The organism is Roseateles sp. GW823-FHT07B05, assembly GCF_058794515.1.
The window spans coordinates 235,809-255,912 of record NZ_JBXAGX010000006.1 but is presented as its reverse complement, the minus strand read 5'-3'; the positions used below and the strand labels follow the sequence as shown (position 1 = coordinate 255,912).

The 20,104-nt window shown below is 73.6% G+C and carries 19 protein-coding genes; 8 read left to right on the top strand and 11 right to left on the bottom strand.

Going from position 1 to position 20,104, the window contains the following annotated elements:
- Nucleotides 1–2: 2 nt before the first annotated feature.
- From AC1Q7O_RS15460 to AC1Q7O_RS15435, 6 genes are read right to left on the bottom strand one after another with little or no spacing between them, the layout of a single operon-like run.
- Nucleotides 3–506 (bottom strand): hypothetical protein, encoded by a 504-nt coding sequence (locus AC1Q7O_RS15460; protein ID WP_492657988.1) that lies wholly within the window; start codon nt 504–506, stop codon nt 3–5.
- Nucleotides 500–1,804, bottom strand: a complete 1,305-nt coding sequence (locus tag AC1Q7O_RS15455) for an ATP-binding protein (protein ID WP_492657987.1) — start codon at nt 1,802–1,804, stop codon at nt 500–502. The genes AC1Q7O_RS15460 and AC1Q7O_RS15455 overlap by 7 nt, the downstream gene beginning before the upstream one ends.
- A complete protein-coding gene (locus AC1Q7O_RS15450) occupies nt 1,801–2,469 on the bottom strand; it encodes a response regulator transcription factor (RefSeq protein ID WP_492657986.1) in 669 nt (222 codons plus the stop codon). Before AC1Q7O_RS15450 ends, AC1Q7O_RS15455 begins: the two co-directional genes overlap by 4 nt.
- 47 nt (nt 2,470–2,516) lie before the next feature.
- Complete coding sequence (locus AC1Q7O_RS15445) at nt 2,517–3,056, bottom strand: cysteine hydrolase family protein (RefSeq protein WP_492657985.1); 540 nt, start codon at nt 3,054–3,056, stop codon at nt 2,517–2,519.
- Between the two features lie 17 nt (nt 3,057–3,073).
- Nucleotides 3,074–3,967, bottom strand: a complete 894-nt coding sequence (locus tag AC1Q7O_RS15440; protein ID WP_492657984.1) for an NAD(P)/FAD-dependent oxidoreductase — start codon at nt 3,965–3,967, stop codon at nt 3,074–3,076.
- Nucleotides 3,957–4,430, bottom strand: coding sequence for an Rrf2 family transcriptional regulator (locus tag AC1Q7O_RS15435; RefSeq protein ID WP_492657983.1), 474 nt, complete (start codon nt 4,428–4,430; stop codon nt 3,957–3,959). The genes AC1Q7O_RS15440 and AC1Q7O_RS15435 overlap by 11 nt, the downstream gene beginning before the upstream one ends.
- Nucleotides 4,431–4,531: 101 nt before the next feature.
- On the opposite strand from AC1Q7O_RS15435, the gene AC1Q7O_RS15430 reads away from it, so the two are divergent.
- Nucleotides 4,532–5,482, top strand: coding sequence for a DUF481 domain-containing protein (locus tag AC1Q7O_RS15430; RefSeq protein WP_492657982.1), 951 nt, complete (start codon nt 4,532–4,534; stop codon nt 5,480–5,482).
- Nucleotides 5,483–5,515: 33 nt separating this feature from the next.
- On the opposite strand, the gene AC1Q7O_RS15425 is transcribed toward AC1Q7O_RS15430, so the two are convergent.
- From AC1Q7O_RS15425 to AC1Q7O_RS15405, 5 genes are read right to left on the bottom strand one after another with little or no spacing between them, the layout of a single operon-like run.
- Nucleotides 5,516–6,133, bottom strand: a complete 618-nt coding sequence (locus AC1Q7O_RS15425; RefSeq protein ID WP_492657981.1) for an HD domain-containing protein — start codon at nt 6,131–6,133, stop codon at nt 5,516–5,518.
- A gap of 52 nt (nt 6,134–6,185) precedes the next feature.
- Nucleotides 6,186–8,957 carry a hypothetical protein gene (locus tag AC1Q7O_RS15420; protein WP_492657980.1) on the bottom strand — a complete coding sequence of 924 codons (2,772 nt, stop codon included), beginning with the start codon at nt 8,955–8,957 and terminating at the stop codon, nt 6,186–6,188.
- Nucleotides 8,958–9,007: 50 nt separating this feature from the next.
- Nucleotides 9,008–11,491, bottom strand: a complete 2,484-nt coding sequence (locus tag AC1Q7O_RS15415) for an ATP-binding protein (RefSeq protein WP_492657979.1) — start codon at nt 11,489–11,491, stop codon at nt 9,008–9,010.
- Between the two features lie 21 nt (nt 11,492–11,512).
- Nucleotides 11,513–12,298, bottom strand: coding sequence for an ABC transporter substrate-binding protein (locus AC1Q7O_RS15410; RefSeq protein ID WP_492657978.1), 786 nt, complete (start codon nt 12,296–12,298; stop codon nt 11,513–11,515).
- Nucleotides 12,295–12,918 (bottom strand): HD-GYP domain-containing protein, encoded by a 624-nt coding sequence (locus AC1Q7O_RS15405; protein ID WP_492657977.1) that lies wholly within the window; start codon nt 12,916–12,918, stop codon nt 12,295–12,297. The genes AC1Q7O_RS15410 and AC1Q7O_RS15405 overlap by 4 nt, the downstream gene beginning before the upstream one ends.
- Nucleotides 12,919–13,005: 87 nt before the next feature.
- On the opposite strand from AC1Q7O_RS15405, the gene AC1Q7O_RS15400 reads away from it, so the two are divergent.
- The 7 genes from AC1Q7O_RS15400 (at nt 13,006) to AC1Q7O_RS15370 (ending at nt 20,104) form a co-directional block, all read left to right on the top strand.
- Nucleotides 13,006–13,632, top strand: coding sequence for a helix-turn-helix domain-containing protein (locus AC1Q7O_RS15400; protein WP_492657976.1), 627 nt, complete (start codon nt 13,006–13,008; stop codon nt 13,630–13,632).
- Between the two features lie 15 nt (nt 13,633–13,647).
- Nucleotides 13,648–14,400 carry an Hpt domain-containing protein gene (locus AC1Q7O_RS15395; protein WP_492657975.1) on the top strand — a complete coding sequence of 251 codons (753 nt, stop codon included), beginning with the start codon at nt 13,648–13,650 and terminating at the stop codon, nt 14,398–14,400.
- A 154-nt stretch (nt 14,401–14,554) separates the two neighbouring features.
- Nucleotides 14,555–14,953: a response regulator gene (locus AC1Q7O_RS15390; protein ID WP_492657974.1), complete on the top strand. Its 399-nt coding sequence runs from the start codon at nt 14,555–14,557 to the stop codon at nt 14,951–14,953.
- A 123-nt stretch (nt 14,954–15,076) separates the two neighbouring features.
- A complete protein-coding gene (locus AC1Q7O_RS15385; RefSeq protein ID WP_492657973.1) occupies nt 15,077–16,591 on the top strand; it encodes a DUF1800 domain-containing protein in 1,515 nt (504 codons plus the stop codon).
- A gap of 5 nt (nt 16,592–16,596) precedes the next feature.
- Nucleotides 16,597–17,829: a DUF1501 domain-containing protein gene (locus AC1Q7O_RS15380; RefSeq protein WP_492657972.1), complete on the top strand. Its 1,233-nt coding sequence runs from the start codon at nt 16,597–16,599 to the stop codon at nt 17,827–17,829.
- A gap of 287 nt (nt 17,830–18,116) precedes the next feature.
- The gene (locus AC1Q7O_RS15375; RefSeq protein WP_492657971.1) at nt 18,117–19,403 is read left to right on the top strand and encodes an efflux RND transporter periplasmic adaptor subunit; all 1,287 of its coding nucleotides are present in this window, start codon (nt 18,117–18,119) and stop codon (nt 19,401–19,403) included.
- Nucleotides 19,404–19,420: 17 nt separating this feature from the next.
- The gene (locus AC1Q7O_RS15370) at nt 19,421–20,104 is read left to right on the top strand and encodes an ABC transporter ATP-binding protein (RefSeq protein ID WP_492657970.1); all 684 of its coding nucleotides are present in this window, start codon (nt 19,421–19,423) and stop codon (nt 20,102–20,104) included.

Below are 20,104 nucleotides of genomic sequence, written 5' to 3'. Positions count from 1 at the left end.
GCTCAGTCCTCGTCCTTCATGGAGAACTTGAACAGCTCGCCCCTGGCGGAGCGGATCGCAAAGTCATCGTTGCCGTTGACGTCCACCACGCTGCCCCATTTGAGTGGGAAAAGTGTGTCCGGTGTCTTGAGCAGTTCAGGGTAGAGCCGCCCGTAGTCGAACTCGATCTTGGCGCCGCTGCGCCGATAGAGCGTGAGGAACGGGGTGGCTGCTGTCGCCTCCATTCGAGGTGGTGCGAACACGGCAAGGGTGCCCCCGCCTTTCGAAACCAGCACATGCGCTGCATGGAGCGGCAGGGTCCATTGGGCGTAGGGGTCGCGTGCCGGCGTGATGGTGATCGACGGGATGCGCGGGTCGGAGACGGCACAGGCCGTCTGTGCCAGGTTGCAGGTCCGGATCGGTTCGCGCGTTCCCGGAGGTGGTACCGGTGGCAGATGCGCGTGACAGCATGCAGCCACTGGCGCCAGTACGGCAAACATGAGGCGGCGTGTCAGCAGGGTCACCATGCGATCTCCGCCCTCAGCCCCCCCAGCGGCGAGTCGCCCAGCGCGACGCTGGCACCCTGCTGCCGCGCCGCGGCCTTCACGATGGCCAGGCCCAGGCCGCTGCCTTCCACCGACGCGTCGTCGCCGCGCTGGAAGCGGTCGAACACGCGCTCGCGGGCGGCCGGCGGGATGCCCGGGCCGTCGTCGTCCACGCGCAGCAGCGGCGCGCCGCGCGGGCCGCGCAGCGCGCTGACCTGCACGGTGGTGGCGCCGTACTTCACGGCGTTGTCGATGAGGTTGCGGCAAGCGCCGCGCAGCGCCTGCGGGTCGCCGGTCAGCGGCAGCGGATCGGGCGCGTGCAGCGTCAGCGCCACGCCCGCCCTGTCGGCCAGCGGCTGCACGTCGGCGACGGCCTGGCGGGCCAGGTCGGCCAGGTCCAGCGGCAGCTCGGTGGTGTCCGCGCCGGGCTCGGCTCGCGCCAGCGCCAGCAGCTGCTCCACCAGCCGCGCGGCGCGGTCGATGCCGCTGCGCAGGCGGGCGATCGCCGCGTCCTGTTGTTCGCCGGGGGCCGAGTCGCGCAGCAGGCCCAGCTGCAGCTTCAGCGCCGTCAGCGGTGTACGCAGTTCGTGGGCGGCATCGGCGACGAAGCTGCGCTGCGCGTCGAAGGCATCGGCCAGCCGGGCCAGCAGGCCGTTGAAGGCGTCCACCAGCGGCGCCACCTCGCCGGGCAGGCCGGCGGTGGGCAGCGCATCCAGCGCGGTGGCACCGCGGGCCTGGGCGGCGTGCGTCACGCGCGCCAGCGGCGCCAGCGACACGCCGATCAGCCACCACACCGCAGCCGCCACCAGCGGCAGCGCCACGGCCACCGGCACCACGCTGCGCAGCGCGGCCAGCGCAGCGAGCTTCTGGCGCACGGCCAGCGGCTGCGCCACCTGCACGACGCGCAGCGGCGTGGCGGCGCTGAACACGCGCCAGTCCTGCCCGCCCAGGCGCAGGTTGGAGTAGCCCAGCACGGCGCGCGCCGGCAAGGGCTCGGTCATGCCCTGGGGCCGGCTGGAGTACAGCTCCAGCCCCTGCACCGACCAGATCTGCACGACGTAGTCCAGCCCCGGGTCGGCCAGCGCGGCGGCTTCGTCGGGCGCGACGCGGCCCTGGTCGCGCAGCGACAGCGCGGTCTGGCGCAGCTGGTAGTCGAACAGCTGGTCGGCCTCGGCGCGCACGCTGACGTAGGTGGCGCCGGCCACAGCCGCCGCCGTCACCGCGCCCAGCACGGCCAGCAGCGCGAACAGGCGGCCGCGCAGCGTGGAGAGCCAGGTCATGATTTCTCGGGGCCGGCGTAGTAGCCGAGCCCGCGCACCGTGTGCAGCAGGTCCGCGCCCAGCTTCTTGCGCAGCTGGTGCATGTAGACGCTGATCGCGTTGCTCTCCAGCTCTTCGCCCCAGCCATACAGCCGGTCTTCCAGCTGCGCGCGCGACACGATGGCGCCGGGCCGCTCCAGCAGCGCCTGCAGCAGCGCGAACTCGCGAGCCGACAGCAGGATGGGCCGGCCAGCGCGGGTCACCTCGCGGGTGGCCGGGTCCAGCCGCAGGTCGGCCACCGCGAGGGCACTGTCGGTGCGGCCGTTCTGGCGGCGCGCGATGACGCGCAGCCGCGCCAGCAGCTCGTCCAGCTCGAAGGGCTTGACGAGGTAGTCGTCGGCGCCGGCGTCCAGCCCGGCCACCTTGTCGGACGTCGCGTCGCGTGCCGTCAGCACGATGACCGGCGTGGCGTCGCCGCGGGCCCGCAGTGCGCGCAGCACCTCCAGCCCGCCGCGCTTGGGCAGGCCCAGGTCCAGCAGCACGACCTCGAAGCGCTCGCCGCTGGCCAGCACGGCCTCGGCGGCCTGGCCGTCGCGCACCCAGTCGGCCGCGAAGCCCTGGCGGCGCAGCGCCTCGCGCAGGCTGTCGCCGATCATGGGGTCGTCTTCGACGAGGAGGAGTCGCATCGTGGGCTCGGTGGGCGTGGCCGCGGATTGTGTCGGCAGCCGCGGCGCTAGCCGGCCAGCCGCTCGGCCGCGGCGGTGTCGATGACGCTGGCGTATTCGCCGTGCAGGTTGGCCAGCGACATCTGGTGCACCTCCTCGGCCGGGTGGCGCACGCCGCGCAGGTCGGTCAGGTCGAACGTGAAGCAGGCGTCGCCGACGACGTGGGTGCGAAAGCCCAGGTTGCCGGCGCTGCGCGCCGTGGCCTCCACCGAGTGGTTGGTGCTGACGCCGGCGATGACCAGCTCGCGGTGGCCGCGAGCATGCAGCCAGCGCTCCAGCCCGGTGTGCGTGAACGCGTCGGGCACGTTCTTGTCGACGACATGCTCGCTCGCCAGCGGCGCCAGCGCCGGCTGGAACTCGGCGCCCGGCTGGCCCGGCCAGAACGGCGAGCCCGGCGTGCGCGACAGGTGGCGCACGTGCACCACCGCCTGCCCCGCGCGGCGCCAGGCGGCCAGCAGCCGGGCAATGCAGGCCTCGGCCTGCGGGTTGTTGCGCTCGCGGGGCCAGGTCATGCCGACCTGCAGGTCGATGAGGAGAAGCACGGGCATGCCGTGAGCTTAAGCGCTCAGAACATCGTCGACCGGTGCGCGCCGAAGCCGGCCATCACGCCATCACCCACCGCCAGTGCCACGCTGCCGGCGGCGCGTGCCGCATCGCCGCAGGCGAACACGTGGGGCACGCTGGTCTCCTGTGTCGGGCCGACCTGGATGAACGGCCCCATGGGCCCGTCCACCATCGCGCAGCCTAGCTGCGCGGCGACCGGGCTGGCCAGGGACGTGCGCGGCTGCGTGAACAGGCCGGCCATGCGCAGCACGCGGCCGTCCGTCAGTTCGACGTCCGCCTCGCCGGTGATGCGGGCCACCGGCGTGGCCTCGACGCGGGCGCCGCGGCGCGCCAGCTCGGCGCGCTCCTCGTCGCTGGGTGCGTACACGCCGTTCAGGAACAGCGTCACGCGGCCCCAGTCCGGCAGCATGACGGCGTGGTGCTGCGCCATCGGCGTGGCGGCGATGACGCCGATGTCGCCCCCGCCCAGCTCGTAGCCGTGGCAGTAGGGGCAGTGGAAGACGCTGCGGCCCCAGCGCTCGGCCAGGCCCGGCACGGGCGGCAGCTCGTCGCGCACGCCGGTGGCGAGGATGAGCCGGCCGGCGCTGACGTCGACGTCGCCGACGCGGAAAACCAGCCGCCCGTCCGCGGCCACGCGGGCGTCGTCCGCGGTGCCGTCCAGCCACTGCACGGTCGGGTAGCCCAGCAGCTGGGCCTTGGCGTCGGCGGCGATCGCGGCGGGTGCGCGGCCGTCCTGGGTCAGGAAGCCGTGGGACGTGAGGCCGGCCTCGTCGACGAAGCGGTTTCGGCGCCGGCCGGCGTCCACCACCAGTACGCGGCGGCGCGCGCGGGCCAGCTGCAGCGCGGCGGACAGGCCGGCGAAGCTGCCGCCGATGACGGCGAAATCAATCTGCATGGGGGTGCTCCTCGAGTCGATGCGGGGCCGCGCCGCGGTGCTGCGCGAGGCGGCGGTGGAAGTCCTGCGACAGCGCGGCCAGCGTCACGCCGCCCAGCCGCGCCAGCAGCAGCGCCTCGGCGTCGCGCACAGCGGCGCCCAGCGCGTCGTTGACGGCCTGCGCCACCAGGCAGGCGGGGCGGTCCTCGCGGAAGCCCAGCGACACGAACGCGGGCGCGCCCAGAGCCGCGTGCACGTCACGCAGCGTGATGCGGTCCAGCGGGCAGCTCAGCACCCAGCCGCCGCCGTGGCCCTTGGCCGACGTGACGAAGCCGGCCTCGCGCAGCCCGGCCATCAGCCGGCGCAGCACGACGGGGTTGGTCTGCATGGCCGCGGCCAGCGCTTCGGAGGTGGCCGGGCCGTCGCCCTCGGCCATGTGCAGCAGCACGTGCAGCACGTCAGACAGCTGGCTGTTCTGTTTCATGCAACATTATGAGTTTCATGATGATGCCCATGAATGACGTGGGGCTTCTGTGCGGTGCTGCCGGTGTCACACTGCGCGCCGCGAAGTCGAGGAGGTGGCGGATGCGGTCCTGGCGCTGGGCCTGGATGTGGGCGATGTGCGTGTGCCTGTCGGTGCAGGCGCAGACGCGCGGCTGGCTGCGCTTCGGCGACGGCAACGTGGTGTCGGGCGAGCTGCTCGCCAGCGACGCCGACGGCGGCGAGTTCCGCTCGGACCGCTTCGGCATGCTGCGCTTCACGCACGCGCAGGCGCGCTTCGAGCCGCTGGCCGCCGCGCCGGCACCCGCGCCGGCATCCGCACCGGCGGCGCCGGTGCCCGGGCAGGCCGAGCTGGCCGAGCAGTTGGGCTGGCGGCCGGCGTCGTGGTCCATCGCGGTGTCGGGCTACTGGCGGCGCGACGCCGGCAGCACCACCAGCGACCTGGCGCTGGACTTCGACGGCACCTGGCAGTCGCGCCGCGACGAGCTGCGGCTGGCGCTGTCGGCGAACTACAAGGTGGTGGACCGCGCGGTGGACACCAATGACCAGGACGGCAGCCTGCGCTGGCTGCGCGAGGTGTCGGACCGGTGGGTGGCGCTCGGGCAGGTCAAGGTCAACCGCAGCACGTTCTCGCTGCCCGACCCGCTGCCGGTGCTGGACTACGCGCTCGTGCAGGCCTCGGTGGGCACCGGTCCGCGGTGGCGCTGGGCGTCGGGCGGCCGCACGCTGGTGACGCTGAACTACGACCGGTTGATGCTGCAGCTGCTGCGGCTGGACCGCCGGCTCTACGCGCGGGCGATGTCGGTGCTGGTGGACAACCGGTTGCGGCTGTCGCCGCGGGTGGACTTCAGCAACACGCTGATCGTCTACCGCTGGCCGCACGCCGGGACCGGGTATGACAGCGACGCGGAGCTGAGCTACCGGCTGTCCGACCAGCTCAGCGTGGGCCTGCGCCACGAGTACCGGCGCAACGCGGTGAGCCTGTCGACCGGCACCTACCACCGCGTCAGCCTGACGACGCGGCTGGGCTTCTAGCGCCTGTTCTCACCCGGCGTGTCGGGCCCGGGTTCAGGCGCGCTCGGCCATCGCGGCCTTGTAGATCGAGTGGCGTGGCTTGGCCATCAGCCGGCGCAGCATCGGCTCGAAGAAGGACAGCGGCAGCGCCTCGGCGGCCGGGTCGAACGCGGGGTTGTCGTAGCGCTCGACGAACTCGGCCGTGCGCTCGAAGTGCGGGTGGCCGCGGAACTGCTCGCGCAGGTCGCGGTCCAGCCCGATGTGGTGGAAGAAGTTGTGGCCCTGGAAGATGCCGTGCTGCTGCACCATCCACAGGTTGGCCTCGGTCACGAAGGGCTTGAGGATGGCCGCGGCGATGTCGGGGTGGTTGTAGCTGCCCAGCGTGTCGCCGATGTCGTGCAGCAGCGCGCAGCAGACGTACTCCTCGTCGCGCCCGTCGCGGTGGGCCAGCGTGGCGGTCTGCAGGCAGTGCGTGAGCCGGTCCACCGGGAAGCCGCCGAAGTCGCCGTCCAGCAGCCGCAGGTGGGCCAGCACGCGGTCGGGCAGCGTGCGCGCCATCGTCATGGCCTCGGGCACGATGGCCGCCCAGTCCTCGCGGGTGCTGGCGTCCATGCGGGTGAAGGTGGCGCGTGCGGTCACGGCAGGTCTCCGTCGGCGGGGCAGGGCGCCCATTCTGTGCAGCGGCGCCGTGCGCGTCTGTCGCCTTGGGAACGGCGCCGCGGCATCAGGGCGCCCAGCGGATCCTGCCGCGCAGCGCCGCGGTGCCGCCGTTGCAGCGCTGCTCGAAGCGCAGGTCCAGCGCCACCAGCTGGTTGTTGGCGAAGCTGATGTTGTCGATGGCGAACCAGCCGCTCAGCGTGCCGCAGCTGCCTGTTCCCGCCCAGCTCATGCCACCCCTGGCGACGTTGTGGAAGGGGTAGCGCTGCAGGCCGCCGTAGTAGCCCGGCTGCAGCTGCGCCAGCCCGTCCATGGCCTGGAACTCGCCGGTCCACGTGCGGTCGCCGTTCACCGTCACGCTGATGCGGCGGCCGTTGCTGGTGATGCCCAGCGTCGCGTTCGCCGGCGTGTACGTGTAGGTGCCGCCGTTGCCGATGATGTCGGTGCTGTCGCTGGTCAGGTAGACGTAGCTGCCGCTGGCCGGCGTGCTGCCCGCGCCCGGCAGCCACAGCCCGGCGGGCGGCGGGTTGACGGGGCCGGCCGGCTGGCCGAGGTCGTTGACATCCCAATGGATCTTGCCGCGCAGCGCCGCCGTGCCGCCCTCGCAGTGCTGCTCGAAGCGCAGGTCCAGCGCGGTCAGCTGGCCGCCGCTGACGCTGACCTTGTCGACGACGAACCAGCCCGTCAGCCGGTTGCAGCCGCGGCCCTCGCCGCTCCAGGAGAGGCCGCCGCGGGTCGGGTTGTGGAAGGGGTGGCGCTGCAGCTTGCCGTAGTAGCCGGGCTGCAGGTCGGCCAGGCTGTTCATGCCTTCGAAGACGCCGTTCCAGGACTCGTCGCCGTTCACCGACACGGTCAGCTTGCGGCCGCTGACGTTCACGCCCAGCACCGCGTCGCCGCGCGTGTAGGTGGTGGTGCGGCCGCCGCCGATGTAGTCGCCGCTGTCGCTGGTCAGGTAGACGTAGCTGCCGCTGGCCGGCGTGGCGCCGGTGGCGGGCGCCCACAGCCCGGTGGGCGGCGGTTGCAGCGGGCCGGGCGGCGCGGTGCGGTCGCCGGCCTCCCAGTGCACCTTGCCGCGCAGCGCCGCCGTGGCGCCCTCGCAATGCTGTTCGAAGCGCAGGTCCAGCGCGGTCAGCGCGCCGTCGATGTAGGTCGCCCGGTCGACGACGAACCAGCCGGTCAGCGTGTTGCAGCCGCGGCCGTCGCCGCTCCAGTCCAGGCCGCCGCGTACCGGGTTGTGGAAGGGGTAGCGCCTGAGGCTGCCGTACTGGCCGGTCTGCAGCGTGTTGAGGCCCTGCATGCCCTGGAACTCGCCGCGCCAGTTCTGGTCACCCGTGACGCGCACCGTGGCGCGGCCGCCGGCGGTGGTGACGTCCAGGATGGCGTCGGCCTGCGTGTAGGTGACGGTGGCGCCGCCGCCGATGTAGTCGCCGCTGTCGCTGGTCAGGTAGACGTAGTTGCCGGTGGCGGGGAGCGCGCTGGCGGCCGGGGCCCACAGCGTGTCGGGCGGCGGGTTGAGCGGGCCGGCCGGGGCCGTCGTGTCGCTGGCGAACCAGCGCACCTGGCCGCGCAGCGCCGGCGCCTGGCCTTCGCAATGCTGCTCGAAGCTGAAGTCGATGGCGCTCAGCTGGCCGTCCACGTAGGTGACGCTGTTGACGACCATGCTGCCGGTGATCTGGTTGCAGCCGCGGCCGTTGCCGCCCCAGTCGACGCCGCCGCTGCCGGCCTCCGGGAAGCGCCGCAGCCCGTTGTACGTGCCGGGTGCGATGGTGTTGAAGCCGGCCGGCAGCTGGAACTGCGCATTCCAGTTGTCGTCACCCGTCACCTGCACCTGCAGCCGGGCGCCATCCGCGCTGACGTTCACGTTGGCGGTGGCGCGCGAGTAGCTGTAGCTGCGGCCGGCGCCGATGTAGTCGCCGTTGTCGCTCTGCAGCGCGACGGTGGTCTGGCCCGCCGGTGCCGGCCCGGTGGCCGGTGCGAAGGCTGTCAGCTGCACGCCGGTGGCGTTGTTGGTGTCCAGCGGGTCGCCGGCCGCGTTGGCCTGCATCACGTTGGCGATGCCGCCGCTGAAGCCGCCCGCCACCGTGGCCTGCACGGTGAACACCAGCGCGCCGTTCTTGGGCAGCAACGGCACGCGCATGGCCGGGCCGATGGCGGTCGGGCAGATGGCGCCGCCGCTGGCGCTGCAGCTCAGCGTGCCCAGCGTCTGCGCGTTGCCCAGCGTGTTGGTGATCTGCACGTCGCGCGCCTCGTCGGGGCCGGCGTTGCTGACGGTCATCGTGTAGGCCGTCGTGCTGCCGGCGGGCACCGGGGCGGTCGGGCCGCTGCCGCTGATGCCGATGTCGGCGGAGTAGGCCTTGATGCTGGCGGCGGCCGTGTTGTCGCTGGCGACGGCGTCGTTGCCGGCCTGCACGGCCGGCATGCTGGTCAGCGCGCCGCTGCTGCCGGCGGCGACCTTGACGTTCAGCAGCAGCGACAGGCTGCCCTTGGCGGGCAGGTCGGGCAGCGCGAAGCTGGTGCCGGTGGTGGCCGCGGGGCAGGCGCCGCCGCCGCTGCCGGTGCAGCCCAGACTGGCCAGCGTCAGGCCGGCGGCGAGGTTGGGCGTGAACACCAGCCCCGTGGCCGCCACGCTGCCGCTGTTGGTGATGCTGACGGCCAGCTGCGCGCTGCCGCCGCCTGGCACCGGTTCGGTCGGCGCGATGGCCAGCAGGCCCACGCTGCTGGTGGCCGGCGCCGGGGCCGGCGAGGAGCCGCCCGATCCGCCACCACCGCCGCCGCCGCACGCGGCCAGCAGCGTTGCAGCCACACCGGCCGCCGCCCAGATCCTGAACCTTGCATTCATCGCCATCCTCCCTGGCCCGCTCGTTGTGGCGGGGCTTGTGGCGGCGGATTCTAGGGAGGGGTGACAGGCGGCGCGGCCGGCAGCCGCAGCGAGATGACGGCGCCGCCGTCCGGGCGGTTCTCGGCCCAGACGCGGCCGTCATGGGCCTCGGCGATGCGGCGGCAGATGGCCAGGCCCAGCCCCGTGCCGCCGGCGGCGTTCTTGGTGGCGCTGGACTGCACGAAGGCCTCGAAGATGCTCTCCAGCTCGTCGGGCGGAATTCCGGGGCCGCGGTCGGCCACGGCGATGCGCACCTGGCCGTCGGCGTCGTGGCCGCCGTGCAGCTCGATGCGGCCGCCCTGCGGCGAGAAGCGGATCGCGTTGGCCAGCAGGTTGCGCAGCAGCTGCTGCAGCCGGAGCGGGTCGCCCAGCACGGCCAGCGCGTCGGTGCCGGGCGCCATGTCCAGCTGCAGCCCGCGCGCGGCCAGCAGCGGCGACAGCTCGCGCGCCACCTCGGCGGCCAGCGGCCGCAGGTCCAGCCGCTCGGCGTGCAGCGGTTCGTTGCCGCGCTCGATCTTGCTGAGGTCCAGCAGGTCGTTGACGAGGCTGAGCATGCGCTGGCCGGCACGGTGCACGTCGCTGAACAGCTCGGCCAGCCGCGGCTCGTGGCGGCCGCGCAGCGCGCCGATCTCGGAGAAGCCCAGGATGGACTGCAGCGGCGTGCGCAGCTCGTGGCTGACGTTGGCGATGAACTCGGACTTGGCGCGCGAGGCCTCCAGCGCCGCGTCGCGCGCGGCCCGCGTGGCGCGCTCGGCCTCGCGGAAATCGCTGATGTCCATGAAGCACACGACGATGCCCATGGGCCGGCCCTGCGCGTCGGGGAAGGTGGACTTGCTGACGAAGATGTCGCGCCGGCGGCCGTCGGGGCTGTGCCACACGGCCTCGTAGCTCATCTCGCCGCCGCGCGCCAGCAGTTCGGCGTCGCGCGCGTCGTGCACGGCGGCCTCCTCCGGGCGCAGGTAGCTGGCGGCGCGCCGGCCCAGCACCTCGTTGCGGCGGCGGCCGGTGAACTGCTCCCACGCCCGGTTGACGTCCAGGTAGCGGTTCTCGCCGTCCAGCACCGACATCGGCAGCGGGCTGCCCGCCAGCAGCGAGCGCGCCAGCCCCAGCTGGGCGCTCAGCTCGGCCTGCGCGCGGATCAGCCCGCTGACGTCGGCCGCGCTGCCCACCCACTCCAGCGCACCGGCGCCGTGGCGCAGCGGCACGATGTGGATCTCGAAGCCGCGGGCCTGGCCGTCGCCGGCGATCCATTCGGCCCGTACCTGGCGGGGCAGGGCGGCGTCGGCGTCGCAGGCGTCGAACAGCGCGGCCACGGCCGGTGCGCCGCCGAACAGCTCGTGCAGCGGCCGGCCCCGCACGCGATCCACCGCCTGGCCGGACAGCCGCGCGTAGCCCTCGTTGATGAAGGTGACACGGCCGGCGGCGTCGGTGCGGAACAGCATGTCCTGCACGCTGCCGAAGATGGCGCTGAGCTCGCGCTCGCGCTCGGCCACCTGGCGCTGCGCCTGGTCCAGCGCCAGCGCCGCGCGTTCGCGCGCCCGCAGCGCCGCCGCGCCCACGCCGGACAGCACCACCAGCGCCACCGCCAGCCCGAGCGCCGGCAGGCCCATGTCGCGCACGGTGACCAGCCATTGCCGGCGAAGCTCCGCCTGCGGCAGCTCCACCAGCACCACCAGCGGCCGCGCCCGCAGCGCGCGGTAGGTTCCCAGCTGCGGCGCGTCGCGCAGCCCCGGGCCGTCCCAGCGGCCCAGCTCCGCGCCCTCGCGCACATGGTGCAGCGGCGCGCCGGGGGCCAGCAGCCGCGGCAGCGGCTCGCCGGGCAGGCGCTCGGCGCCGCTGGTGGCGGCCAGCAGCAGGCCGTCCATGTTCACCAGCGCGGCGGCGGCCTGTGGGTCGTTCAGCGTCAGCTGCTGGAAGTTGGCCAGCGCGTCGGGGTTCAACAGTGCGACGAGCAGCGCCGTGCGGCCGTCGGGCAGGCGCGCGCCGCGCATGACCGGGATGAAGCCCACGCCCGGCGGCACGACGCCGCCCTGCTGGCCCAGCCCGGCCAGGCTGCGCGCGGCGATGAAGCCGCCGACGGCGTCGCGGCCGGTGTCGGGCCAGCGGCCCAGCGCGTCCAGCTCGATGCGGGCGCCGCGGTCCGCGGGGTCGGCCGCGGCCAGCACGCGGCCGCTCTCGTCCAGCAGCGCCACGCCGCGCAGGAAGCCCAGGCTGGTCTGCGTCTGGTCCAGCAGTGCCTGCAGCACCTCGGGCGGCGCGTTGCGCGCGGCCACGTCGGCCAGGCCGGCCAGCGCGATCTGCGTGGCGTCCAGGCTGCGGCTGGCATGGTCTTCCAGCACGCGCGCCAGCAGCGCCTGGCGCGTCGCCGCCTCGTTCACCTGCTCGCGCTGCTCGCGCCACAGGCTGTGCGCCGCGCCGGCCAGCAGCGTGGCGGCCAGCAACACGCCGGCGCCCGCGGTGATGACACTCGGGCGCCAGCGGTTGCGGTGGGGCATGCTGGTGTCGGCCAAGGGCGGCTAGCGCGTTCTCACGATGTCACCCAGGCCGTGGCGATCTGCCGCGGCGCGCAGCCGGCCGTCGCGCTGGATGCGGCCGACGAAGTCGTCCACCGTGTCCAGCCAGGCCTTGTCGCCGGGCTTCACCGCGTAGGCGTACGGCATCACGTAGAACGCCGTGGGCGGCGCCACGAGGCGGGCCCAGTCGGCGCTGTCGAGCAGGCGGCGGCTGTAGGGGTAGTCAGTCATGAAGGCGTCGACGCGGCCGGCCTCGAGTTCGCGCTCGCGCGTGTCCGGGGGCCGCACGACGACGAGGGTAGCGCGCTTGAGCGCCCCCGCCATGACGGGCTCCATGAAGGTGCCGGCCTGCACGGCGACGCGCACGCCGGGCTTGTCCAGATCTTCCCAGCGCTGCACGACGCGGCTGCTGCGCGTCGTCACGGCGTAGATGTCGCTCTCCAGGTAGGGGCGGCTGAAGCGCAGCTGGCGCTCGCGCTGGGCCGTGCGGCCGACGGCGAACATGGCCACGTCGCAGCGGTCCTGCAGCAGGTCGTCCACCAGCGTCGCAAACGAGGAGTCCACGTAGCGCGGCGTCACGTGCAGGTCGGCCGCGAACGCGGAGGAGAGGTCGATGTCGATGCCCGACAGCTGGCCGGTGCGCGGGTTGCGCAGCGAGATGCCGTAGTAGTCGGGCCAGATGCACACGCGCAGCTCACCGCTGGCCTGCATGCGCTGCGCCACCGTGGGCGGCGCGCCCATGGCCAGCGTGGCGAGCAGGGCCAGCAGTGCCGTTGCCAGCCGCTTCATGCGGCACCCCGCGACGGGTCGATGCGGTCGCGCAGCGCGATCAGCGCCGGCGCATGGGCCAGGAAGGTGGTGACGATCTCGGGGTCGAACGCGCTGCCGGCCTGCTCGGCCAGCATGGCCAGGCCGCGGTCGTCGGCACGCGCGGGGCGGAAGTGCCGGCGCATCGTCAGGGCGTCGAAATAGTCCACCACCGCGACGATACGCGCCGACAGCGGGATGGCCTTGCCCTTGAGCCCGCGCGGGTAGCCGTTGCCGTCCCAGCGCTCGCGGTGGTGCAGCGCGATCTCGGCGGCCAGCGCGAACAGCGGCAGCCGCGAACCGCCCAGCAGCGCCGCGCCGCGCTCGGGCTGGGCCTGGCGGCGGCGGCGCTCCTCGGCAGCGGTCAGCGGCCAGTCCGGCTCGAAGGGGTCGCCGGGGTGGCACTCGCCCACGTCGTGCAGCGGCGCGGCCAGGCGCAGCAGCTGCGCCGTGTCGGCGTCCAGCCCCAGGTGGCGGGCCAGCGCCTCCGCCAAATGGCCCAGCCTGACGCGGTGGGCGCGGTTCTCCTCGGCCTCGCCGGCATGCGAGGCGGGCGGGCGCCGCGCTTCCGCGGGCGGGGAAAGAGAGGTGGGGGAAGGCATGTTTGTGCTCCGGTTGAGCCGTATTTTCCAATGTCGCCGTTTTTATCAAATACGCCAATCAAAACACCAGCCCGCGAATTCGGCAAAATGTCGCGTGTGAATCACACCAGTTCCGTGCCCGATACCTGCTCCACGACCGAGGCCGCCCAGCGGCTGGGGATGGCGGTGCGCTCTGTGCAATTGATGGTGGACCGCGGCGAGCTGCAGGCCTGGAAGACGCCGGGCGGCCACCGGCGCATCCTGCGCAGCTCGCTGGACGCCTGGCTGGCCGGCCGCGGCAGCGCCGCGCCCACGGCAGCGCCGCCGCCGCCCGTGCCTGGCAGCGGCGAGCGCCCCATCACGCTGCTGCTTATCGAGGACTCGGTGCATTTCCAGAACCTCATCAGCCTCATCGTCAAGCGCGAGCTGCCCGGCGCGGAGCTGCACGTCGCGTCCGACGGCATCGCCGGCCTGGCGATGGCCGGGCGGCTGGAGCCCGACGTGCTGCTGATCGACATCCTGCTGCCGGGCATCGACGGCGCGGCGCTGATCACCAGCCTGCGCTCGCACCCGCAGTTCGCGCGCAGCCGGCTCATCGTCGTCACGGCGCTGGACGAGGCGCAGCGCGAGCCCTACCGCTTCGCGCTGGAAGGCGTGCCGCTGGTGCACAAGACGGCACTGGTCACCGAACTGCCGGTGCTGCTGGCCCGGGCCACCGCCGTGCAGCCCGCCTGAGGGCCGGGGGGCGCCATGGCCGCCCGCGTGCTGCTCATCGAGGACGACCCGTCCATCGCCCGTTTCGTCGAGCTGGCGCTGGAGGAGCTGCCGGGCCACGACGCGGCAGCGCCGCCCATCCAGCTGCAGCAGGCCGCCAGCGTCGCCCAGGCGCGCGAGGCGCTGGCCGGCGGCGGCTGGCAGCTCGTCATCAGCGACCTGATGCTGCCCGACGGCTCGGCCGAGACGCTGCTGGCCGAGGGCTTCGCGCTGGCGGCCGATGCGCCGGCCTGGCTGGTGTTCAGCGCCGGCGTGCACGACGACCGCCACCTCGCGCTGGCCACCCGCGGCGTCGCGCGCACGCTGCGCAAGCCGGTGCCGCTGCTGGAACTGCTGGACACCGTGGCCGAGCTGCTGCGCGGCCGCGCCGCGCCACCGCCGCCCGTGCCCGCCGCCGAGGATGACGAGGGCGACCCGGTGCAGCGCCACTTCGGCGGCGACCGGGCGCTGTTCGAGACCTTCCGCGACGGCTGCATCCAGCGCTTTGCGGACGACCTGGCTCAGGGTGACGCCGCGCTGGCCGCCGGCGACGCGGCCGCGCTGCGCCGCGTGGCCCATGGCCTGAAGGCGGTGCTGGCGCTCATCGGCCACCCCCGGCTGGCCGCGATGGCGCGTGCGCTGGAAGACGCGGCCGCGGCCGGCGCCGACCCGGCCGGCCAGGCCGCGGACTGGGCGCGGCTGGCGCAGGGGCTGCTCGCGCTGGGCGCCGCTCGCCACCCGGCGCCCTAGCGCAATATTTGGCAAATCTACCGGCGCCTACCGGATTTGAGGGGGTGCCTCTGACGGTGCTATCAATAAATTTGATAATCGCCGTCAAACGATTCCGGCAGTTCCCCATGATGTGTCTTTCCGTTGTTGCGCCATCCCCGTCCCATCCGCCGCTGTGGCGAGCCTGTTGAGCGGGGTGGCCATGCACGAGGTGCTGTACGTCGAGGACGACCCGGTCAACGCGATGCTGATGCAGGGCATCGTCGAGCTGCGGCCGGGCTGCCGTCTGCACGTGGCGCGCAGCGGCGCGGAGGCGCGGCGCTTCGTTGCCGCGCAGCATGTGGACCTGCTGCTGTGCGACCTGCGCCTGCCCGACGTGGCGGGCGACGCGCTGCTGGCCCAGCTGCACGAGGCCGGCCTGGCGGCCGGCGTGCCGGCGCTGCTGGTGACGGCCGAGGCCGAGTACACGGCCGCCGACCTGGCTCGCCGCGGCGGCTTCGACGGCTTCTGGAGCAAGCCGCTGGACGTGGCGGCCACGCTGCGCAGCCTGGAGCGCTGGCTGGGCGGGCACTGACGCCGCGCGGCCGCGTCCCCGTTGCCGGGGGCTTTGTCAGCGCTTGACACAAATCTTTGCGCTCGCGCCACATGGCGGTGCGTGCCTGGCGACATGCTGCGTCTCAAAGGACGGAGATCGCCGATGAACAAGCACCGCCGCTTCATGCTGGGCAGCGCCGCCACGCTGATGGGCCTGGGCCTGCTGACGCGCCGCAGCCAGGCCGCGGCCGGCCCCGCCGCCATCGCGTTGAGTGCCGATGAGCGCGCGCTGCATGCGCTGAACCGGCTGGGCTACGGCCCGCGCCCGGGCGACGCCGCGGCCATCGCCGAGCAGGGTGCGCAGCGGTGGCTGGACAGGTTTCTCGACGAGCAGCTGGCGCCGCGCCGCCTGTCGCAGCCCGCCGCGCTGGCCGAGCGGCTGGCGGGCCTGGAGGTGCTGCACCTCAGCCAGGGCGAGCTGCTGACCCGCTACCGCGAGGCCGTGAAGGCCGCCCGCGAAGCGCGCCGCGAGCAGGCCAAGGGCGACACGCCCAGCATGGACGCGCTGAACGCCGTGCGCGAGAACGTGCGCCCGCTGGTGCAGCAGGCCGCCACGGCGCGGCTGGCGCGCGCACTGCACAGCCCGGCCCAGCTGGAAGAGGTGCTGACCGAGTTCTGGTTCAACCACTTCAATGTCTTCGCCGGCAAGCAGGCCGTGGGCGTGCTGGTGGCCGACTACGAGCAGCGCGCCATCCGGCCGCATGTGCTGGGGAGCTTCCGCGACATGCTGGGCGCCACGGCGCGGCACCCGGCCATGCTGATCTACCTGGACAACGCGCAGAGCGTGGCACCGGGCGCCGCGCGGCCCGGCGCGCAGCGCCGCAGCGGCCTCAACGAGAACTACGCCCGCGAGCTGATGGAGCTGCACACGCTGGGCGAGGACGGCGGCTACACGCAGCGCGACGTGACCGAGCTGGCGCGCATGCTGACCGGCTGGGGCCTGGACCCGCGCGCCACGGGCGGCGACGTGTTCGAGTTCAACCCGCGCCGGCACGACGGTGGCGCCAAGACCTGGCTGGGCCAGGCCATCCCGGGCAGCGGCCAGGCCGAGGGCACGCGCGCGCTGGACGTGCTGGCCGCCCACCCGGCCACGGCCCGCCACCTGGCGTTCAAGTTCGCGCAGGCCTTCGTGTCGGACGACCCGCCGGCGGCCCTGGTCCACCGGTTGGCCGACAACTTCCGCGCCACCGGCGGCGATCTGCGCGAGTTCACGCGAACGCTGATCCGCGCCGACGAGTTCTGGAGCCGCGAGGCCTACCAGGCCAAGTTCAAGACGCCCTACCAGTACCTGCTGTCCAGCCTGCGCGCGCTGGACCTGCCGCTGGCCCAGCCCCAGCCGCTGCTGCAGGCGCTGCAGCAGGCCGGCCAGCCGCTGTTCGGCGCGCAGACGCCCGACGGCTACAAGAACACCGCCGCCGCCTGGCGCAACCCCGAGGCGCTGACGCAGCGCGTGCAGCTGGCCACGACGCTGGGCCAGCGCAGCGGCGTCAGCGCCATCCAGCTCAGCACGACGCTGGGCGCATCGGTCAGCGAGCCCACGCGCCGCACGCTGGCGGCCGAACCGGCGGGGCAGCAGGTGGCGTTGCTGCTGGCCTCGCCCGACTTCATGAAAAGGTGACTGCGATGTTGCGACGTCAACTCCTCCATTTCGGCGCCTTCACGCTGGGCGGCCTGCCGGTCTCGCTCGTGCGCGCACAGGGCGGTGCCCAGAAGAAGCTGGTCGTCGTCATGCTGCGCGGGGCGGTGGACGGCCTGTCCGTCGTCGCGCCCTACGGCGAGCGCGCCTATGCCGACAGCCGGCCGCAGATCGCGCTGGCGCCACCCGGCGCGGACGACGGCCTCCTCAAGCTGGACTCGCTGTTCGGCCTGCACCCGGCGCTGAGCCCGCTGAAGCGCCACTGGGACGGCGGCCAGCTCGCCTTCGTGCATGCCAGCGGCTCGCCGGACCCGACGCGCTCCCACTTCGACGCGCAGGACTACCTGGAATCCGGCACGCCGGGCCGCAAGTCCACGCCCGACGGCTGGATGAACCGGCTGCTGGCCGTGCTGCCCGGCGAGCCGGCACCGACGCGCGCCATCTCCCAGGGCAGCACGCCGCCGCGCATCTTTGCCGGCACCGCCAGCGTCGCCAGCCTGGGCCTGGGGCCCAATGCGATGCAGCGCCGCGCCATCGACAACCCGCAGATGCAGGCCGGCCTGGCCAAGCTGTACGCGAACGACGCGCAGCTCAGCAGCACGCTGCGCGACACCACCGAGGGCCGCGGCGAGATGGCGCGCAGCATGGCCGCCGCCGAGCCGCGCTCCATGGACCCCAGCGCCGACGCCGGCGCGCCGTCCGCCCGCAGCTTCGCGGCCGACGCGCGGCGGCTCGGCACGCTGATCCGCAAGGACCCGCACACCCAGCTCGCCTTCACCGCCGTGGGCGGCTGGGACACCCACGTCAACCAGGGCGCCGCGCGCGGCCAGCTCGCCAACCGGCTGGCCAGCCTGGGCGAGGGCCTGGACGCGCTGGCCGCGGGCCTGGGCGATGCGTACAAGGACACCGTCATCGTCGTCGTCAGCGAGTTCGGCCGAACGCTGCGCCAGAACGGCAACGGCGGCACCGACCACGGCCGCGGCAACGTCATGTGGCTGCTGGGCGGCCCGGTGGCGGGCGGGCAGGTGCTGGGCGACTGGCCGGGGCTGGACACCGCCGCGCTGGCCGACGGCCGCGACCTGGCCGTGGCCAACGACTTCCGCCAGGTGCTCGCCACCGTGCTGCGCCGCCACCTGGGGCTGTCGGAAACCGCACTGGCGACAGTGTTTCCGCAGTCACCGCAGACTTGGCGTCACGCCGACAAGCTGCTGCGCGCCTGACGCGCGCCGCGCCCAACGCAAGGGAGATGGACATGACACGCATCCCGTTCTCGCCCATGGGTCTGTGCCTGGTGGTGGCCGTGCTGGCCTACTGCTTCCTCGTGGCGGTGGGCAGCGCCTGAGCGTCTCTCGGTAGAACCCCGGCGGGTGGCCGCCCGCCGGCCCGGCGCGCCTGAACGGCCCGGGCCCGGACTGTCCGGACACTGTCCGCGGACACCGTCCGCGGCGCCAAGTGCTTGATTCACCGGGCGCGCTGGTCTGGCACGTGGCTTGCAAAAACAGCGGGCATGAACACTCGCTTTCGCGACACCTCCGAGCAGGACCGCCCGCTCGCACCCCGGGCCCGCCGCTGGCCGCTGCTGCTGGGCGGCGGCGTCATCGCGGTCGCCGCCATCGCGCTGCTGGCCGGCGGGCGCATCCGCCAGGCCTTGTCCGCCGACAGCGCCGTCAGCGCCTCGCGGTTGAGCATCGCCACCGTGGCCGTGGCGCCGCTGACGCGCGACGTGGCTGGCGAGGGCCGCGTCGTCGCCGCGCAAAGCCCCACGCTGTACGCCCAGGGTGGCGGCACGGCAACGCTGCTGGTGAAGGCCGGCGACCCCGTCAAGCAGGGCCAGGTGCTGGCCCGGGTCGACTCGCCGGAGCTGACCAACCGCCTCGCGCAGGAGCGCAGCCAGGTGGACGCGCTGCGCGCCGACCTGGCCCGCGCCGAGGTGGAGGCCCGCCAGCAGAGCGCCGCGCTGCAGAGCGCCTACGAGAACGCCCGTATCGACCACCAGACCGCGCAGAACGACCTGGCCCGCCAGACCCAGGCCTTCGAGGCCGGCGCAACGGCGCGCATGCAGGTGGAGCGCGCGCAGGACGCACTCGCCAAGGCCCGGCTGGCGCTGGAGCAGGCGCAGGCGCTGCGCGGCCTGAAGACCGACAGCCTGAAGCTGGACGTGCAGGCCAAGCAGAGCGCGCTGTCGCGCCAGCAGCTGCTGGCCGCCGAGCTGGAGCGCCAGGTGGCCGAGCTGCAGGTGCGCTCGCCGGTGGACGGCCAGGTCGGCCAGCTCTTCATCGCCGACCGCAGCAACGTCGCCCGCGACGCCAAGCTGCTGTCGGTCATCGACCTGTCGGCGCTGGAGGTGCAGATGCAGGTGGCCGAGAGCTTCGCCCGCGAGCTGGCGCCCGGCATGCCCGGCGAGATCAGCGGCGGCTCGGGCGCGGGCCAGCGCTGGCCAGGCCTGGTCAGCTCCGTGTCGCCCGAGGTCGTCAACGGCGAGGTGGCGGCGCGGCTGCGCTTTGCCGGCCCGCAGCCGGAGCAGCTGCGCCAGAACCAGCGCCTGTCGGTGCGCGTGCTGCTGGACCGCCGCGAGCAGGTGCTGGGCGTCACGCGCGGCAGCTTCGTCGACGAGGGCGGCGGCAGCTATGCCTACGTGGTGCGCGGCGGCGTGGCCGAGAAGGTGGCCGTCAAGCTGGGCGCGCGCTCGCTGGACCGTGTGGAGGTGCTGTCCGGCCTGGCCGCCGGCGACCGCGTCGTCATCTCCGGCACCGAGAACTTCAAGGGCGCGCCGCGCGTGCTCATCGCTGATTGATCGTCGAGGAACCCACCATGCTTCAGATGGAAAAACTGCAGAAGGTCTACCGCACCGAGATGGTCGAGACCTATGCGCTGCGCGACTTCAACCTGACCGTCAACGAAGGCGAGTTCGTCGCCGTGACCGGCCCATCGGGCTCGGGCAAGACGACCTTCCTGACCATCGCCGGGCTGCTGGAGGCCTTCAGCGCCGGCACGTACCGGCTCGACGGCATCGACGTCAGCCGCATGGGCGACGCGGAGCGCTCGCGCATCCGCAACGAGAAGATCGGCTTCATCTTCCAGGCGTTCAACCTCATCCCCGACCTGAACGTGCTGGACAACATCGAGGTGCCGCTGCGCTACCGCGGCTTCGGCGCCGCCGAGCGCCGCAAGCGCGCCGCCGAGGCGCTGGCCCGCGTGGGCCTGTCGGCGCGCGGCAAGCATTACCCGGCCGAGCTGTCGGGCGGCCAGCAGCAGCGCGTGGCCATCGCCCGTGCGCTGGCCGGCGAGCCGCGCCTGCTGCTGGCCGACGAGCCCACCGGCAACCTCGACAGCGCGATGGCGCGCAGCGTCATGGAGCTGCTGGAGGAACTGCACCGCGACGGCGCCACCATCGTCATGGTCACGCACGACCCGCAGCTGGCGGCGCGCGCGCAGCGCAACGTGCATGTCATCGACGGGCAGGTCGTCGACCTCACCGCCGAACTCACCGTTTGA

What these genes read in the sequence shown, in the direction of transcription:
- AC1Q7O_RS15460 (WP_492657988.1), bottom strand. Translation starts at nt 506, where the DNA reads ATGGTGACCCTGCTGACACGCCGCCTCATGTTTGCCGTACTGGCGCCA.
- AC1Q7O_RS15455 (WP_492657987.1), bottom strand. Translation starts at nt 1,804, where the DNA reads ATGACCTGGCTCTCCACGCTGCGCGGCCGCCTGTTCGCGCTGCTGGCC.
- AC1Q7O_RS15450 (WP_492657986.1), bottom strand. Translation starts at nt 2,469, where the DNA reads ATGCGACTCCTCCTCGTCGAAGACGACCCCATGATCGGCGACAGCCTG.
- AC1Q7O_RS15445 (WP_492657985.1), bottom strand. Translation starts at nt 3,056, where the DNA reads ATGCCCGTGCTTCTCCTCATCGACCTGCAGGTCGGCATGACCTGGCCC.
- AC1Q7O_RS15440 (WP_492657984.1), bottom strand. Translation starts at nt 3,967, where the DNA reads ATGCAGATTGATTTCGCCGTCATCGGCGGCAGCTTCGCCGGCCTGTCC.
- AC1Q7O_RS15435 (WP_492657983.1), bottom strand. Translation starts at nt 4,430, where the DNA reads ATGAAACAGAACAGCCAGCTGTCTGACGTGCTGCACGTGCTGCTGCAC.
- AC1Q7O_RS15430 (WP_492657982.1), top strand. Translation starts at nt 4,532, where the DNA reads ATGCGGTCCTGGCGCTGGGCCTGGATGTGGGCGATGTGCGTGTGCCTG.
- AC1Q7O_RS15425 (WP_492657981.1), bottom strand. Translation starts at nt 6,133, where the DNA reads ATGGGCGCCCTGCCCCGCCGACGGAGACCTGCCGTGACCGCACGCGCC.
- AC1Q7O_RS15420 (WP_492657980.1), bottom strand. Translation starts at nt 8,957, where the DNA reads ATGAATGCAAGGTTCAGGATCTGGGCGGCGGCCGGTGTGGCTGCAACG.
- AC1Q7O_RS15415 (WP_492657979.1), bottom strand. Translation starts at nt 11,491, where the DNA reads ATGCCCCACCGCAACCGCTGGCGCCCGAGTGTCATCACCGCGGGCGCC.
- AC1Q7O_RS15410 (WP_492657978.1), bottom strand. Translation starts at nt 12,298, where the DNA reads ATGAAGCGGCTGGCAACGGCACTGCTGGCCCTGCTCGCCACGCTGGCC.
- AC1Q7O_RS15405 (WP_492657977.1), bottom strand. Translation starts at nt 12,918, where the DNA reads ATGCCTTCCCCCACCTCTCTTTCCCCGCCCGCGGAAGCGCGGCGCCCG.
- AC1Q7O_RS15400 (WP_492657976.1), top strand. Translation starts at nt 13,006, where the DNA reads ATGTCGCGTGTGAATCACACCAGTTCCGTGCCCGATACCTGCTCCACG.
- AC1Q7O_RS15395 (WP_492657975.1), top strand. Translation starts at nt 13,648, where the DNA reads ATGGCCGCCCGCGTGCTGCTCATCGAGGACGACCCGTCCATCGCCCGT.
- AC1Q7O_RS15385 (WP_492657973.1), top strand. Translation starts at nt 15,077, where the DNA reads ATGAACAAGCACCGCCGCTTCATGCTGGGCAGCGCCGCCACGCTGATG.
- AC1Q7O_RS15380 (WP_492657972.1), top strand. Translation starts at nt 16,597, where the DNA reads ATGTTGCGACGTCAACTCCTCCATTTCGGCGCCTTCACGCTGGGCGGC.
- AC1Q7O_RS15375 (WP_492657971.1), top strand. Translation starts at nt 18,117, where the DNA reads ATGAACACTCGCTTTCGCGACACCTCCGAGCAGGACCGCCCGCTCGCA.
- AC1Q7O_RS15370 (WP_492657970.1), top strand. Translation starts at nt 19,421, where the DNA reads ATGCTTCAGATGGAAAAACTGCAGAAGGTCTACCGCACCGAGATGGTC.